This is a genomic window from Streptomyces sp. NBC_01190 (assembly GCF_045039895.1).
Lineage (GTDB): Bacteria > Actinomycetota > Actinomycetes > Streptomycetales > Streptomycetaceae > Actinacidiphila.
Genome location: NZ_CP108580.1, coordinates 864,388 through 878,692, shown reverse-complemented (window position 1 = coordinate 878,692; position 14,305 = coordinate 864,388). Strand labels below are relative to the sequence as shown.

9 protein-coding genes are annotated in these 14,305 nt (G+C 72.2%); 4 read left to right on the top strand and 5 right to left on the bottom strand.

Annotated elements, in window-relative coordinates:
* The first annotated feature begins 87 nt into the window (after positions 1-87).
* Positions 88-2,520, top strand: a complete 2,433-nt coding sequence (locus tag OG519_RS03790) for a SpoIIE family protein phosphatase (protein ID WP_405578629.1) — start codon at positions 88-90, stop codon at positions 2,518-2,520.
* Positions 2,521-2,572: 52 nt separating this feature from the next.
* Here OG519_RS03790 and OG519_RS03785 read toward each other — a convergent pair whose 3' ends face one another.
* Positions 2,573-3,679 carry a thaumatin family protein gene (locus tag OG519_RS03785; protein WP_405578627.1) on the bottom strand — a complete coding sequence of 369 codons (1,107 nt, stop codon included), beginning with the start codon at positions 3,677-3,679 and terminating at the stop codon, positions 2,573-2,575.
* A gap of 191 nt (positions 3,680-3,870) precedes the next feature.
* Positions 3,871-5,334: a SpoIIE family protein phosphatase gene (locus OG519_RS03780; protein WP_405578625.1), complete on the bottom strand. Its 1,464-nt coding sequence runs from the start codon at positions 5,332-5,334 to the stop codon at positions 3,871-3,873.
* A 326-nt stretch (positions 5,335-5,660) separates the two neighbouring features.
* Here OG519_RS03780 and OG519_RS03775 point away from each other — a divergent pair, with 326 nt between their 5' ends.
* Positions 5,661-6,038, top strand: a complete 378-nt coding sequence (locus OG519_RS03775) for a DUF427 domain-containing protein (RefSeq protein WP_405578624.1) — start codon at positions 5,661-5,663, stop codon at positions 6,036-6,038.
* Between the two features lie 46 nt (positions 6,039-6,084).
* Here OG519_RS03775 and OG519_RS03770 read toward each other — a convergent pair whose 3' ends face one another.
* From OG519_RS03770 to OG519_RS03760, 3 genes are all read right to left on the bottom strand, one after another.
* Positions 6,085-7,071, bottom strand: coding sequence for a LacI family DNA-binding transcriptional regulator (locus tag OG519_RS03770; protein WP_405578621.1), 987 nt, complete (start codon positions 7,069-7,071; stop codon positions 6,085-6,087).
* Positions 7,072-7,344: 273 nt separating this feature from the next.
* Entirely contained in the window at positions 7,345-9,021 is a 1,677-nt protein-coding gene (locus tag OG519_RS03765) for a GDSL-type esterase/lipase family protein (RefSeq protein ID WP_405578618.1), read from the bottom strand.
* 423 nt (positions 9,022-9,444) lie between these two features.
* Entirely contained in the window at positions 9,445-10,350 is a 906-nt protein-coding gene (locus OG519_RS03760; RefSeq protein WP_405578615.1) for a hypothetical protein, read from the bottom strand.
* A gap of 338 nt (positions 10,351-10,688) precedes the next feature.
* Here OG519_RS03760 and OG519_RS03755 point away from each other — a divergent pair, with 338 nt between their 5' ends.
* Both OG519_RS03755 and OG519_RS03750 read left to right on the top strand, forming a co-directional pair.
* On the top strand, positions 10,689-12,857 hold the full coding sequence (locus tag OG519_RS03755; RefSeq protein ID WP_405578612.1) for a glycoside hydrolase family 27 protein: 2,169 nt from the start codon (positions 10,689-10,691) through the stop codon (positions 12,855-12,857).
* Positions 12,858-12,996: 139 nt separating this feature from the next.
* Positions 12,997-14,304, top strand: coding sequence for an ABC transporter substrate-binding protein (locus OG519_RS03750; protein WP_405578610.1), 1,308 nt, complete (start codon positions 12,997-12,999; stop codon positions 14,302-14,304).
* The last annotated feature ends 1 nt before the right edge of the window (position 14,305 follow it).

The following is a 14,305-nucleotide window of genomic DNA, read 5'->3' as shown; positions in this document are numbered from 1 at the left end:
CGCGGCCGGCGTCGGGGGGTCGTTTCCGCCGCCTTCCCGTAGCGTGGTCTGTGGTCACTTGTGCTCCGTCGTCAGTGGGGAGCTCATATGGATCTGCCGGTCGGTGGCCTGGCTGAGCAGGGCTTCGTCCTCGGCTCGCTGGCCGTGGCGGTAGTGGACGGCCAGGGGGTCGTCACCGGCTGGTCGCCGCAGGCGGCCGGCCTGCTGGACCGGCCCGCCGCCGGCGTCTGCGGTCACCCCTTCCAGGACCTCTACCTCCCGGCGCAGAGCCCGCCGGGACCAAGCGGGGTCGTCCCGGCGCCCGGCCGGGTGACGCTGCGCCGCGGCACCCGGGAGCGCGTCGACGTCGAACTGTGGACCGTACCGCTGACGGCCGACGGCCGCGCCCACGCCGTGCTCTTCGCGGACGCCGCGCGGACCAGGGAGTGGGGCCAGGGGGTGGCGCTGCTGCGGACGGCCTTCGCCCAGCGGCGCGTCGGTATCGCCATCCACGCGATGGACCTCAGCCTGGTCTTCAACAACTCCGCGCCGCAGATGTTCGGCGCGCCGGCCGCCGCGCTCGGCAGCCGGCTCGACACCGTGCTGTCGCCGTCGGACGCGCAGAACGTCGAAGAGCTGCTGGAACAGGTGCGGGACACCGGCGTCCCGCTGATCGGCGACGTCCACCCGGTGCGCTTCCGGCAGGTGCCGGGCCGCCGGCTGACCATGTCGCTGACCGCGTACCGCTTGCAGGACGCGCGCGGCGAACCGAGCGGAGTCGTCGCGGTCGTCCAGGACGTCACCGAACAGCAGCGGGTCGGCGCCCACCTCGATCTGCTGCACTACGCGGCGGAGCGCATCGGCTTCTCGCTGGACATCCAGGTGACCGCGCAGGCGCTCGCCGATGTGGTGGTCACCGGTCTCGGGGATCTGAGCACCGTGGATCTGGCCCGCGCCGTCCTGGCCGGAAACGAGCCGCCCGTGGTCTACGGCGGTGGCGAAACGGCCCTGGTGCGGATCGCCACCGCCACCTCACTGGGGCAGTGGCCCGAGGGGGTGCCGCGCGGCGGCTCCGACTATCCGACCTTCCCGGACAGCCCGCAGCTCCGGCAGATCCAGCAGGGCAGGACGGTCATCCTCGGCCGGGAGGACGTGCTGCGGGCGGTCGGCACCGGCAAGAACGCCCAGCGGCTGATCCCGGACGGCGGCCACTCGCTGATCGTCTCCCCCCTCTTCGCCCGCGGCCTGCTGCTGGGCTCGGTGTCCGCCTGGCGCATCGCGGAGCCGCGTCCGTTCGACCGTTCCGAGGCCGGACTGCTGGCGGAGATCAGCTCGCGGGCCGCCCTGGGGGTCGACAACGCCCGCCGCTACACCCGCGAACGCAGCGCGGTGACCACCCTCCAGGAGCGGCTGCTGCCCCGGGCCGTGATGGAGACGCCCGCCGCGCGGACCGCCGGGGTGTACCGGCCCGCCGGACGCGGCTCGGAGGCGAGCGGCGACTGGTTCGACGTCATCACCCTGCCGTCCCTGCGGGTCGCCTTCGTCGTCGGCGACGTGATCGGCCACGGGCTGCGCGCGGCGGCGAACATGGGCCGACTGCGGACGGCCGTGCAGACCTTCGCCGACCTGGAGCTGGAACCCGGTGAGGTGCTGTCCCACATGGAGGACCTGGTGCAGCGGCTGGCCGCCGAGGTCCCGGGCCGCACCGACACCGTCGGGGCGACCTGTCTGTACGCCGTTTACGACCCGACCAGTGGCCGGTGCAGCTTCGCCAGCGCCGGGAATCCGCCGCCGATCATCGTGGACCCCGACGGCGCCGCCCGGCTGATCGACGTGTCACCGGGACCGCCGCTCGGGGTCGGCGGCATGCCCTTCCCGTCGACGACCGTCGACGTGGAGCCGGGCAGCATGATCGCCCTGTTCACCGACGGTGTGCTGGGCCTGCGTTCGTTGGGCGGCGGGGCCGAGGACAGCCTGGAGCGACTGCGGGAGAAGCTGCGCGTGCTGGCCGTCACCGATGCCGGCGAGCGGCCGCTCGCCGACATCGGTGACGCGCTGGTGGACGAGGCGGGCGGGCACCCGCAGCGCGACGACATCGTGCTCCTGCTGGCCAGGACACGCGAGGTCCCCGCGCGCAACGTGGCGTCCTGGGAGTTCCCCGGCGAGCTGTCGTCGGTGGGGCGGGCCAGGGCCAGCGCGGCCCGCCAGCTCGCCGAGTGGCGGCTCGACGACCTGGGGTTCACCACCGAGCTGGTGGTCAGCGAGCTGATGACCAACGCGGTCCGCCACGCGGGCGGACCGGTCCGGCTGCGGCTGATCCGGGACGGGGTGCTCGTCTGCGAGGTGTCCGACCCGAGCAACACCCAGCCGCGGCTGCTGCGGGCGAGTTCCCTGGACGAGGGGGGCCGCGGGCTCTTCATCGTCGGCCAGTGCACGGCCCGCTGGGGCTGCCGCTACGGTCAGCGGGGCAAGACGATCTGGACCGAGCAGTCACTGACCGGGGAGCCGGCCCCGAGCCTGCCGGAGTCCGGCGGCGGCTGACCGCCGGCCCGGGGCCGGCGGCCGTGGCTGACATCCGGCGTGCGCGGGACGGTCAATGACTGACGCCCCAGGTGATGCGGTAGTCGCACTCGCCGGTGCAGGTGAGCACGCTGGTCGCGTCGTCGTTGACATACGAATAGGCGAAGGGTTCGGCCTTCTTGAAGACGGCGGCGGAGTCGATCGGCCAGGACGAGGGGACACACGCCGAGCGGGCGGCATAGGCACCGGTGCAGCAGGTCTGGTCGGTGCTGAGCACCAGGCACGCGCTGAGGCAGGCGACCACCGCACCGCCCCGTACCCGCTGCATCGACGCCGGGCAGCTCGCGTTGGCGTCGTGCGTACAGCCGCTCGCGGCGCAGCCGTTGGCGTCGATCTTGTCCGGTGAGCTGCCCCCGGAGTTGTTGATCCACATCGGGAGGTTGTTGCCCTCGACCAGGCTGACGTCGTAGAAGTCCATCCCGTTCCAGGCGTTGAGGTTGAACTCGGCGAGGGTGGAGGGGAACTCGCCCCAGGTCCGGCCGCACTGGAAGTGGCCGGCGCAGTCGCCGCTGACACAGTGCCCGTTGCCGGCCGCGTTGAAGACACAGCCGGTACGGGCCCAGACCCGCACGTCCCAGTGGTCGGGGATCAGGAAGCTCAGGCTGGCGCCGGGCGCGAGCACCCATCCGGTGGCCTCGACCGGATGGTCCGGGTCGGCGGCGATCGCCGGCCAGATGGTCTGGTCGAGCCGGTTGACCAGGGTGAGGGTGCGCTGCCCTGGGCCCGCGTGGGGCACGGAACCACTGGCGCCTGCTGCCGCCTTGCCGCCGGTCGCGCCGGTCTTGCCGCCGGCCTTGCGGGGGGTGGCGGTCTTGCCGGGACGGGGAGTCGGCGGGTGCGAGGTACGGCTCGGGGTCGGGCGGGCGGACGTCTTCGAAGGAGTCGGGGCGGCGGCGGTCGACGCGTTGTCGGTCACCGCGCCGCCGGTGGTCGTCGGGGCGGCGGCCACCGTACGGTCGCTGAGCCCGCCGTCGTCCTGCGTCTCGGCGAGGAACACCCCGACGATGACGGCCAGGCAGGCGACGACCGCGGCGACGACGAGCCGGACGCGGCGGCCGGTCCGCCGCCGGAGCCTGGCCTGGCGGCGGCCCGACGGCTTGTGCCGGTTCGGCTCTGTCATCCGTTCGCCCTCACTCATCTCGCGACTCTCCCGACGGGTTGATCCGGCTCGCCGGCCGGCGGCCTCACCCAGAGGAGACCGGCCGCGACCGGGCCGGATAACAGAAAACCAGACCTTCGGCGCCGTATCTCGGGCCGGGGCGGGGGCCGGGGCGCGGATTGGGGCCCGGGCCAAATGGCGGGTGGCGGGCCTCAGCCGAGGTACTTGGCCGCCCAGATGGTCTTGCCGTTCTCGTGGTAGCGGGCGCCCCAGCGGTCGGTGAGCTGCCCGACCAGGTAGAGGCCGCGCCCGCCCTCGTCCAGCGGCTGGGCGCGCCGGGCGTGCGGCGACGTACTGCTGGTGTCCGACACCTCGCAGATCAGCGACTCGTCCCGGATCAGCCGTACGCCGACCGGCCCGCGGGCGTGCTGGACGGCGTTGGTCACCAGTTCGCAGACGACCAGCTCCATCGCGAAGGTGTGCTCCTCAAGGCCCCACGCGGTGAGCCGGTCGGAGACCGCGGACCTGGCCGCCGGCACCTGTTCCGCGGTGGCGGCGAACTCCCAGCTCGCCACGTGGTCCGGATCCAGCACCCGGGTCCTGGCCACCAGCAGCGCCATGTCGTCCTCGTGGGTGGGCGGCAGCCCGGCCAGCACCCGGTCGCAGAGCTCCTCGAGCGATCCGCCGCCGGGCGCGATCAACGCGGCCAGTCCGGCGATCGCCTCGTCGGCCTCGCGGTGCCGCAGCCCGAGCAGCCCGTCGGTGTACAGCCCGATCAGGGTGCCCTCGGGGACGGTGCGCCCGGTGACCTCGAAGGGGGCGGTGCCGAAGCCGAGCAGGGGGTTCCTGGTGAGCCGCTGCACCTCGGCCCGGCCGTCCGGTGTCACGAAGACCGGGGGCGTATGGCCGGCGCTGGCGATCTCGCACTCCCGGGAGATCGGGTCGTAGACCATGTAGAGACAGCTGGCGGCCAGTTCGTTCTCCGCACGGTCGTGGCTCATCCGCTCCACCAGCTCGTCCATCCGGGCGAGTACCTCGTCGGGCGGCAGGTCCAGACCGGCCAGGGTGTGCAGCGCGGTCCGCAGCCGGCCCATCGTCGCCGCCGCCCCCACCCCGTGTCCGACCACATCGCCCATCACCAGCGCGACCCGCGCGCCGGACAGCGGGATGACGTCGTACCAGTCACCGCCCACCCCGGCCGTCGAGTCGGCCGGCACATAGCGGTGCGCCACCGTGACCGCGCTGCTGCCCGGAAAGTCCTGGGGGAGCAATCCGCGCTGAAGGGTGAGCGCGGTGTCCCGGGTCCGGTGCAGCTCCCGCTCCCGGATCCGGACCTGGCTGAGCACGACGCCGAGCGCCCCCGCGGCGCTGACCAGGCCGAGCTTGACCGCCCACATGGCGGCGCCGTTCTCCGCCATGAACGGCTCCAGCGCGGCGTAGGTCGCCACGGTCAGCACGCCGATCGCGGCGGTGCCCCTGACCCCGTAGAGGGACGCGGCCAGCAGGGGCACCACGGCGAGCAGCAATCCGTAGTGCCCGCCGGGGCTGGCCCAGGCGATGGTCACCGTGGCGGCGGCGAGCAGCACCAGGGGTGCGGCGTGCTTCAGCAGCACGGAACGGGCCGGCGCCGGGGGAACCTGGGCGTACGTCCCGGATCTCCGATCACGGTGATCCATGGCCGTCCCACTCCTGTGCGCGACGCACGGCCCGTCATGGCCCGCCCGCTGTCCGGTGAAAGGATTTTCGGTACTTATCGGCGTCAATACGAACTGATCGGTATCAGCGGACATTGTGTCAGCACGCGCCGATCTTCGCGGGCGATGGTGCGCCGCCGGTGCGTCGTGTCCGCGGCGCATGCGGACGCCCCACCCGGGTGCCCGCCCGGGCGCCCACCGAGCGGAGGGTGCTGCCTCCGCTCCCGCGCCGCTTGACCGGACGGCGCCGATCTGCCTACGGTCTGGTCAGCAGTTGGACAGACCGGTCTACCCAATCGGAGAGTGTCATGGAACGCACCGTCAAGACGCCGGGCCCCGACCACCCGATCACCGTCGAGCCGACCGCCGGCCGCGTGGTGGTCCGCGCCGGCGACCGGCTGATCGCCGACACCACCCGCGCGCTCACCCTGCGCGAGGCCGACTACCCGCCGGTCCAGTACATCCCGCTCGATGACATCGCGGCCGGCGTCCTGCGGCCCACCGACAGCCAGACGTACTGCCCCTACAAGGGGGACGCCTCCTATTACGCGCTCAGCGCCGAGGACGGCGAGATCGCGGACGCGGTGTGGACGTACGAGAAGCCCTACCAGGCCGTCGGTGAGATCGCCGGGCATGTCGCCTTCTACCCGCAGCACGTGCGGGTCGAGCTCGACGGCGACGCCTGAGCGACGAGGTGAGCGCCCCGAGCGCTCGCTGAGCACGCGCCGAGCGTCAGGAGCTGGGCGCGGGACCGGTTGACTCCCTGAGCACCAACTGGGTGGCCAGCTCGACATGCAGCGTGTCCACGGTGTGCCGGTCGAGCAGCCGCATCAGCAGCGAGACGGCCATCCGCCCCATCTCCTCCAGCGGCTGGCGCACCGTCGTCAGCCGCGGCACCGTGCTCCGGCTGAGATACGTGTCGTCGAAGCCGGTGATCGAGAGATCCTGCGGGACGCGCAGCCCGCGCTCGTTCGCCGCCCGCAGCGCGCCGACGGCCGCCTTGTCGTTGAAGGCGACCAGGGCGGTGGGGCGGTCCGGCAGATCGAGGAGTTCGCCGGCCGCGGCGTAGCCCCAGTCGGCGGTGGGCTCGATCCGGCGGAGCAGCTCGGCGGCCGGCAGCACCCCGGCGTCGGCGAGCGCGGAGGTGTGGCCCGCCAGCCGGGCGGTGCCGGCCAGCCAGTCGCCGGGGCCGCCGATCACCCCTATCCTGCGGTGCCCGCGCGCGACCAGATGCGCGCTGACGCTGCGCGCGGCGGTGAGATGGGCGGCGGAGACCGACGCGATGTCGGGTGGCAGCGGCGTGCGCGGATCGACCACCACGAAGGGGAAGTCCTGGGCCCGCAGCGCCTCCAGCTCCTTCTCCGGCTCCGGCGGCACGATCAGTACGGCGCCGGCGATGCCCGGATCGCTCGGCAGGCTCGGCAGCACATGGATCTCCCGGGCCGCGTCACCCGCGCTCAGCACCAGCCGCCGCCCGTGCAGATCGAGCGTCTCGGCTATCGAGGAGACGATCACCCCGAAGTAGTCGGTGAGGACGTAGGGGCAGCGGACGTAGATCGCGCCGGTCGCCGTCCCGCGCCTGGCCGGTGCGGGCGCGCCGAGCCTGGTGACCGCCTTGCGCACCAACTCCTGGGTGTCGGGCGCGACATGGGCGTGACCGTTCATCACGCGTGACACGGTGGCGATCGATACGCCGGCCTCGGCGGCGATCGCGCGCACGGTGGCACGCGATCCTTGCTGCCTAACCACGTGTTACACGGTTTCGTTCCATGTGCGCAGCCTAGCGGGCCTGTTGGAGCGGCACAGCGGGACCTCGGCGGGAACAGTCGCAGATATTGACACGCCGCCGCGGTGGCGGATTACTTGAATCTCGCCGTCCGGATTCCTGAAACGGTTACAGATCGTTTCAGGCTCCGGACGCTGATGACTGCCGTGGGCCCGCCCTCCCCGCTCGGGCCCACGGCAACCATCGCCTGATGCCGCCCGCCGGTGTCACGAGGTGACGAGGTCGAACTCCTCCCACGGCCCGATCGTGGTGCGGTTGGCGATCAGCGCCGCCGCGCCGGCGTCGTCCGCCGTCACATAGTCGCCGTTGGCCTGGGCTTTCAGACTCATGCTGCCGTCACCGTTGTGCAGGAGCTGGAAGGTCTCCCAGGAACCGACGGCCGTCCGGTTGGCGATCAGCGGCGCGGCGCCGGCGTTCTCGGCCGTGACGATCTGGTTGTCGGCGTGCGACCGCAGCGCGATCAGGCCGTTGCCCTGGTCGAGCTCGTCGAACTGCTGGGCCGGGCCGGCCGAGTCGCTGTCGGCGATCAGCGGGGAGGCGCCGCCGCCCGGCGCGCTGACGAACTTGCCGTTGGCGTGGGCGCGCAGGGAGATGGCGCCGGCCGGCTGGGTGGCGGCGCCGAAGAGACTGAGGTTCACCGCGTTGGCGATGGCCTGCAACCCGGCCTCGTTCGGGTGCAGATGGTCACCGGCGTCGTAAGCCGGCAGGTAGCGGGTCGGGTTGGCCGGGTCGTGGGTCGCGGCGTCCTGGTCCACCACGCCGTCACAGCCGCTGCCCGAGCCGCGGATGAAGGAGTCGATCGACGCGCGGGCGGTCTCGCCCGCCTGGGTCCAGCCGCCGGAGCCCTGGAACGGGGTGAGCGTCGAGCACAGGAAGGACAGTCCGGCCTGGTGGGCCCGGGAGATCAACTGCTGGAGGGCGGAGATCAGTTGGGCACCGGTGGGCGGGTTGCCCGAGGCGAGGTCGTTGACCGGGTCGTCGGAGAAGATCACCCAGCGCACCCCGGGCTGGCCGGTCACGTCCCGGTCGAAGCGGTTGAGGGCGCTCTGCCCGGCTCCGTCGCTGAGCAGCCTGTTGCCGCTGATGCCCTGGTTGAGCACACCGATCGTACGGCCGCTCGCCGCCAGCCGCTGCGCCAGGTCGTTGGGCCAGCGCCGGTTGGAGTCCTGGGCGGAGGCGACACCGTCGGTGATGGACGCGCCGAGGGTGACCACCGACCCCTGGGCCGCCGGGTTGGTCACGTCCAGGTTGGTGAGGAAGGCGTAACTGCCGCTGGTCGACGCGCCGGTGAGGGAGCCGTTGGCGCTGACGTCCCCGGCGGCGGCGTAGTTGGTCTGGGTGCCCTGCTGGTGGTAGGTGGCCGACCCGGTGGCGTTCGGCAGATAGAAGCTGACGGCCACGTCGGACTGCGCGGCCACGGTGAAGGACACGGTGTCGCTGACCGCGAAGGCGCCCGGTGCGACGGTGACCGAGGACTGGCCGCCGAAGGTGACGGCGCGGTCGGTCCCCGTCGACACCGACGAGCCGGAGGTGCGCTGGGCGACGTGCGCGTCGCGGACGGTCAGCGGCGTGGACCCGAAGGCGTTGGAGATCCGCAGCCGCGCGGAGCTGCCGCCGATGCTGGTGCGCACGATCTGCCGCAGCGTCTGGTTGGCGTACGAGGGTCCGCCGCTCTGCGGTGACACCGACCAGGTGCCGGTCCAGCCGTCGGCGGCGGCCGTCGCGGCGGCGCTCGGGGTGGCTTTCGTGGCGTTGGCGCCCGCGGCGGCTGTCGTAGCGGGGGCGGCGGGTACTGAGAGCGGTGCGAAGAGCCCCGCGGCGAGCGCCGCGCCGGCCACGCCGATCACCCGGCGGCCGGAAAGGGAGAACCTGCGGTGTGGCAACTCAGACTCCTGATGTGGGGGAGAGGAGTGTGGGACGTGTTCTGCCAGTGACGGCAGCGGACGGCCAGGTCTTGTCGTGCCCCCGATTCTCCCCGCCAATCACCGGGAAAGCGCCTAGAGTTCCGATGACTGGAGGCATTCGCCCGCCATTTACGCCCAGTTGGCGATTTTGACGTCTGTGAGATCGGATGATTCGACGGGCCCGCAGGGTGACAGCGCGGTACTCCCGGCCCCCACGCCGGACGCGCCCGCTCGGCGGGAGCAAGCGGGGCGCACCCCGCCCATCCACCCACCTATCCACCCCCATCCACTCACTGCGCGAGCCCACGCGGAAAACCGCGCCGGCCCGGGTGTCCCCAGCGGACACCCGGGCCGGCGCGGCCTTGTGGCGCGCTTGTTCAGCTCACCCGCGACTGATCCGCGTCAGTGCGCCCGGCCGGCGCCGCGGCGACGCAGTACGAAGGTCACACCGCCACCGAGCACCACGAGCAGCACGGCGAGACCGGCCAGCAGGCCGGAGTTGCCGCCGCCACCGGTGGACGCCAGGGCGCCGCCGCTCGCCGAGGGCGACGGGGACGACGTGTCGTCGACCGCGGCGGGCGACGTGGTGTCGCCGACCGGCGCGGCGGTGGTGCTCCCGGACGCCGACGGGGCGCCGGTGGTCTCGGTGGCCGACGCCGACGGAGTGCCCGTCGTCGCGGTGTCCGAGGGCGCCGGGGAGGTGGTCGTCGGCGAGGCCGGCGCGGTGGTCGGCGGGACGTCCAGGCAGTCCTTGCCGCCCGTCGGACCGTTCCAGGAGGCGATCAGGTTCGCGCCGATGACCGCGTGGTCCGGGCCGGCCGGCGCGTTGTCGCCCGCGTACTTGGTGCTGCCCTTGTAGAGGTCGATCTGCGCGAAGCAGCCCGCGTCCGGCACCGCGACGGTGAGCGTGCCGGTCTCGCCCTTCGCCACGCTGACCGTCGCGAAGTCCTTGAGCACCTGCACACCGGAGGTCTTGAAGTCCGGCCCGTGCGCCAGGTAGGACGCGAGCGAGACGGTGCAGCCGCCGCGGCCGCCCAGCACGTCGATGCTGATCTTGCCGTCGGCCGAGGGCTTGATGGCACTCAGCCCCTGGCCGGGCTGCCAGGCGCTGCCGCCGACCGAGTAGTCGCAGGCGCTGCCCGAGGTCCGGTGCTCGGGGTTCTGCTGTGTCGAGTAGCCGTGGGCGCTCCTGCTGCCCCAGCCCTTGCCGCCGCTCTGCGCGGCGGCCGAACCCGCGCCCACCGCCGTGGCGGCCGCGACTGCCGTGACGACAGCCGCCACCTGCAATGTGATGGTGCGACGAGACATGAAAACGGCACCCCTCCCTGAAGACGCGAAGACTCCGGTACCCGCGGCCAGGGGGACCGGCTCCTCATCGCGCCGCACCGTCCAAGAGCGGGTGCCGGGCGCGGGGGAGGCGGTGTGCGGGCCGCTCCGGAGTCGGGATCGCTACGCATGCTCACGGTGGCGCGGTAACGCTGTCAAGCCGGGTCAAAGGTTGTACGAAGTGGCCGACGTAAAAATTTAGTTTATTAGTAATAATCGTTGACACCCTTGATCGCCGCCCGCACAGTTCTCGTCGTGGCGGACGCCCCCGACCCTTGTGGGCGCTCTGCCCCGATATCCCCAACTTCCGGGAGAGCTTGATGAGTTCGGTGAAATCGCAGCGTTCGGGGCGGCCGCGCGCCTCGCGGGCGGTCGCCGCGGTGGGCGCCGCGGCGCTCTTCGCGCTGGCCGTGCCCGGCACGGCCCAGGCGGCCGGCCGGCACCACACCGCCGCGGGGCACCCCGCCGCCGGGGCGCCCGCCTTCTACGACAGCGGCCTCTCGCCGACGCCCTACATGGGCTGGAACACCTACTACGGTCTCGGCGCGCCGACCGAGACCCAGGTGAAGAGCGTGGCCGACTTCCTGGTCAGCAGCGGTCTGCGGAGCAGTGGCTACAACATCGTCTGGCTCGACGGCGGTTGGCAGGCCGCCACCCCGCGCGACGCCCAGGGCCGGCTGACGGCCGATCCCGGCCGGTTCCCCTCCGGCATCCCCGCCCTGGTGACCTACCTGCACCAGCGCGGTCTGAAGGCCGGTATCTACACCGACGCCGGGGACTACGACCCGGCCAACTGCGGACTCGGCAGCCGCGGCCACGACCAGCAGGACGCCGACCGGTTCGCGAGCTGGAAGATCGACGCGATCAAGGTCGACTTCCTCTGCGGCATCGGCGAGAAGCTCGATCCCGGACCCGCCTTCAAGGAGTTCAGCGACGCGGTCGCCCACTCCGGCCGTCCGATGCTGCTCAATCTCTGCAACCCGCTCACCGACGACTGGGGTCTGCCGCACACCCCGGCGCAGGACGCGCACAACACGTATGTCTACGGCCCGGCCATCGCCGATTCCTGGCGCACCGGCACCGACATGGCCTACGGGACGCCCACCCCGGGCGAGTTCCCCAACGTGCTGCGCAACATGGACGCCAACGCCTGGCACCCCGAGGCCCAGGGACCAGGCCACTGGAACGACCCCGACTATCTGCTGCCGATGCGCCAACTGTCGGACGGCAGCTACGAGTTGACCCAGGAGGAGTCCACCACCCAGTTGGTGATGTGGGCCGAGATGGCCTCACCGCTGGTCATCGGCTCCGACCCGCGCACCCTCCCGCAGGCGATGATCGACACCCTGCGCAACCCCGAGATCCTCGCCGTCGACCAGGACCCGCTTGGCATCCAGGGCGTCCGGGTGGCCACCGACGCGACCGGCGACACGTACAGCAAGGTCCTCCAGGGCGCCGGCCGGCGCGCGGTGGTGCTGCTCAACCGCTCGGACCAGCCGGCCCAGCGGACGCTGACCTTCGCGCAGGCCGGGCTGACCGGCCCGGTGGCCGTCCGCGATCTGCGGGCGCGCGCCGACCGGGGCACGTACAGCGGCACGTACACGGTCACCGTGCCGGCGCACGGAACCGCGATGCTCGCTCTGACCGGTACCGACGACGCGCCCGGTGTGCGGCTCGGCGGCCCCGCCGCCTCCGCCGATCCGGCGCTGGTGCGCGACGGCGACCAGTTGACCGCCTTCACCCGGGACACCGACGGCTCGCTGCGCGCGCTGACCGGACGCGACGGGAAGTGGTCCGGGTCCGGCACCGACCTCGGCGGCCCGACCGGCGGCCGGTTCCTCGGCCAGCCCGCCGCTTACGCCTCGGCCGGCGGCCGGATCGACGTCTTCGTCCGTGGCGCCGACGACCACGCCTATCTGCGCACCCTCAGCGGCGGCCACTGGGGAAGCTGGCAGAACCTCGGCGGCGAGCTCGCCGACGCGCCCACCGCCGCCTACCAGGGCCCGGGCGACTGGACGCTGCTGGCCACCGGCGCCGACGGCACGGTGACCAGCCGCGGCGCCGGCACCGGCTGGACCTCGATCGGCGCCCCCACCGGACCGGCCCTCTACGGCCGCCCGTCCGCGGTGACCGACGCGGCCGGCCGGATCCATGTCGCGGTGCGCGCCGCCGACGACGCGGTCTGGTCCCGGGTGCGGGACGCCTCCGGCGCCTGGTCGGACTGGACCTCGCTCGGCGGCACCATCAGCGCCAGCCCGACGCTGGTCGCCACCGGCACCACGGTGCGCCTGCTCGCCCGCGCCTCGGACTACACGCTGTGGGAGCGCGCGTATGACGCCACCGCCGACAGTTGGGGTGGCTGGTTCCCGCAGACCGCCTTCGTCAGCAACGCCTTCGACGGGGCGATGGGCGCCACCGCGGGCCCGGCGGGCCAGGTGCTCGCGGTCGCCCGCGGGGTGGCCGGCGTGATCCGGCAGAGCTCCTTCTGACCGCCGCCCGGGATGCCCGAAAACGGGCATCCCGGGCTCAATCCCGCCCATCGCGCGATTCGTTACTCAATAAATTACCAATTAATCTTGACGTCATCGCGGCGTCGCGCCAGTCTGTAGCAGCCGACAAGGGAGTCACATGAACACCGCGCAGATCTCACCGAGCAGCCGCCGCCAGTTCCTGGCGGGCGCCGGCGCCATCGGAGCCGCCGCCCTGATGAGCGGCTGTGTCACCGCCGGTTCGTCCGACGGCGGCGACGGCGGCCAGTCCGCGGGCGGCACGCTGAGCGTGCAGTCCAACCTCTCCTCGCCGCAGGCCAAGTCCGCGATGCAGAACCTGATGGACGCGTTCGACAAGCGGGGCGGCGCCAAGGCGAAGCTCAACACGGTCGCCTCGGAGACCTTCCGCACCCAGCTGCCCACGTACCTCACGTCCGCCAACCCGCCGGACCTGCTCACCTGGTACCCCGGCTCGGTCGCCGACACCTACGCCAAGAAGAACCTGCTGCTCGACGTGAGCGACATCTGGGCCACCGGTGAACTCGCGGGCTACTCCGACGCGCAGAAGAAGCTGTGCACCGACTCGGCCGGCGCCAAGGTCTTCGTGCCCGCCAGCTACAACTGGTGGGGCGTCTTCTACAAGAAGTCCAACTTCGCCAAGTGGGGCGTCCAGGAACCCGCCACCTGGGACGAGTTCATGGCGCTGTGCGAGACCCTCAAGTCCAAGGGCGTGACGCCGATCGGCCTCGGCGCCGGCGCCGGCACCGCGTGGGTCGCCTCCGCCTGGTTCGACTACCTCGACATCCGGATCAACGGCGCCCAGTACCACCGCGACCTGCTCGCGGGGAAGCACCGCTTCGACGACCCCGAGGTGCACAAGGTCTTCGACCAGTGGGCGCAGGCACTGCCCTACTTCGACCCCAACGGCACCGCGCTGGCCTTCCAGGACGCCACCACCGCCCTGCTCAACAACCGCACCGGCATGATGCTGATCGGCACCTTCTTCGCCGACGCCGCCCCCAAGGACCAGGTCGGCGACCTCGACTTCTTCCGCTTCCCGGTGATCGACCCCAAGGTGCCGCTCGCCGAAGAGGGCCCCACCGACGGCTACTTCGCCAGCGCCCACACCCGGCACAAGGACGAGGTGAAGGAGCTGATGAGCTGGCTGGGCACCGTCGAGGCCCAGGAGATCTACCTCAAGGGTTCGTCCGGCATCTCCATACCGGTCAACCCCAAGGCGAAGGACTCCGGTACCCCGCTGGTGGTCAAGGGCCGGGCGCTGATCGAGAACGCCCCCGACGTCACCCAGTTCTTCAACCGCGACTCCAGCGACGCCCTCCAGCCCACCGCGGACAACGCGCTCACCAAGTTCCTCGCCAAGCCCAAGGAGATCGGCTCGATCCTCACCGCGTGGCAGCGGGACGCGCAGCAGGTCTGGAGCCAGTGAC